1 protein-coding gene is annotated in these 2,167 nt (G+C 66.5%); it reads left to right on the top strand.

What is annotated here, in order from left to right; translation table 11 throughout:
* The coding region (locus RTN46_RS16845) for an Rne/Rng family ribonuclease (RefSeq protein ID WP_312183167.1) at positions 1-2,167 on the top strand (2,167 nt) is incomplete at both ends.

Raw genomic sequence — 2,167 nt, 5'->3', positions numbered from 1 at the left:
GCGGACGCTCCCGCCGCAGCCGCCGCCGCAGCCGCGGACGCACCCGCCCTGAGGGTGAAGCCGGCGCAGAAGGCGAAGACGGCAGCGAGAGCGCTGCCTCGCCGGAAGCAGACGCCGAAGGCGTCACCTCACGCCGCCGCCGTCGCCGCCGCCGCGGAGACGCAGACCTTGAACTGACGGGCGGCTCGGACGACGATCCGCCCAACACGGTCACCCGGGTGCGGGCCCCGCGGGCCCACGCCGAAGCGCCGGTGAACGACCGCGTCACCAGCGTTAAGGGCTCCACCCGCCTTGAGGCCAAGAAGCAGCGACGCCGCGAATCACGCGAGTCCGGCCGCCGCCGCCACGTGATCACCGAGGCCGAGTTCCTGGCCCGCCGTGAATCCGTCGACCGTCAGATGATCGTGCGCCAGCGCGATGACAGGATCCAGATCGGTGTGCTTGAGGACGGTGTCCTCGCCGAACATTTCGTCTCCAACACCCAGCAGGACTCGCTGATCGGCAACGTTTACGTCGGTAAGGTCCAGAATGTGCTCCCGAGCATGGAAGCTGCCTTCGTTGACATTGGCCGCGGCCGCAACGCCGTTCTGTACGCCGGCGAGGTTAACTGGGACGCCGCCGGCCTGGACGGACAGCCGCGCCGGATCGAGCTGGCACTGAAATCCGGTGACTCCGTGCTGGTCCAGGTCACGAAGGATCCGGTGGGCCACAAGGGTGCCCGCCTCACCAGCCAGATCTCCCTGCCCGGCCGCTACCTGGTCTACGTACCCGGTGGCTCCATGACCGGTATCTCGCGCAAGCTGCCCGACGTCGAACGCAACCGGCTCAAGAAGATCCTCAAGGACCACCTTCCGCAGAACGCCGGCGTGATCGTCCGGACCGCGGCCGAAGGCGCCTCCGAAGAGGAGCTGATGAATGACATCAACCGGCTCCGCGCACAGTGGGAGAACATCGAAGCCAAGGCCAAGTCCACCAAGACCCTCCCGCCGGAGCTGCTCTACGGCGAACCTGACCTGACCATCAAGGTGGTCCGTGACGTCTTCAACGAGGACTTCTCCAAGCTGATCGTTTCCGGTGAGGAAGCCTGGGACACCATCGAGGCCTACGTGACCTACGTGGCTCCGGATCTGGTAGGCCGTCTGGAGAAGTGGACGAAGGATGAGGACATCTTTGCCGCCAGCCGCATTGACGAGCAGATCGCCAAGGCACTGGACCGCAAGGTCTTCCTCCCCTCCGGCGGCTCGCTGGTAATCGACCGCACCGAAGCCATGACCGTGGTGGACGTCAACACCGGTAAGTTCACGGGCAGCGGCGGCAACCTTGAAGAGACCGTCACGAAGAACAACCTGGAAGCGGCGGAGGAAGTTGTCCGCCAGCTGCGCCTGCGGGACATCGGCGGCATCATCGTCATCGACTTCATCGACATGGTGCTCGAGGCCAACCGGGACCTGGTGCTCCGCCGCCTGGTCGAGTGCCTGGGCCGCGACCGCACCAAGCACCAGGTAGCAGAGGTAACTTCCCTCGGACTGGTCCAGATGACGCGCAAGCGCATGGGCACCGGCCTGCTGGAAGTCTTCGGCGAGAACTGTGAACACTGCGATGGCCGCGGCGTCATTACCCATGACATCCCCGTGGAGCACCGGCGCAGCACCAGCCACTCCGGGCATGCTGTCTCTGACGACAACCACCAGCAGCACCTCAAGCAGGAGAAGCAGACCCGAGGGGAGCGCAAGCGCCGGAACCGGAACCAGAACCAGCAGCAGCCCGCTGCCGTGCCGGCCGAACCGGTGAAGGTCGAGGAGCCGCAGCCGGACGACGCCGAGCGGGCCGCCAAGGCGGAAGCTGCACGGGCGGCCCTGGCCTCCATCGCAGCGGCCACGGCTGCCGCGCACGACGCCGAAGGGGAACCGGAAGCCCCTGCGGCCACCCAGGATGCTCCCGAGGCTGAGCCGGCGGAGAAGCCGCTCATCAAGGAACCTCATGATGATCTGCCCGAAGAGGCCGGTGCCATCCTGCGGATCCAGGGCGAAACGGTCGTCGTTCCTCGCAGGGAACGCCGGCGTCCGGTCCGCCAGGATGTGCAGCTGACCCTTGAAAGCCTGACAGAAGCGTTCAACGACGTTTCCCCGGTAGCACCCGGAGAAACTGCGGCAGGAGAGCCGCCGGC

This window comes from Arthrobacter sp. (assembly GCF_031988865.1).
GTDB lineage: Bacteria > Actinomycetota > Actinomycetes > Actinomycetales > Micrococcaceae > Arthrobacter_B.
Note: the sequence above shows the minus strand (reverse complement) of the source record. Positions and strands in the feature narration are given on the sequence as shown.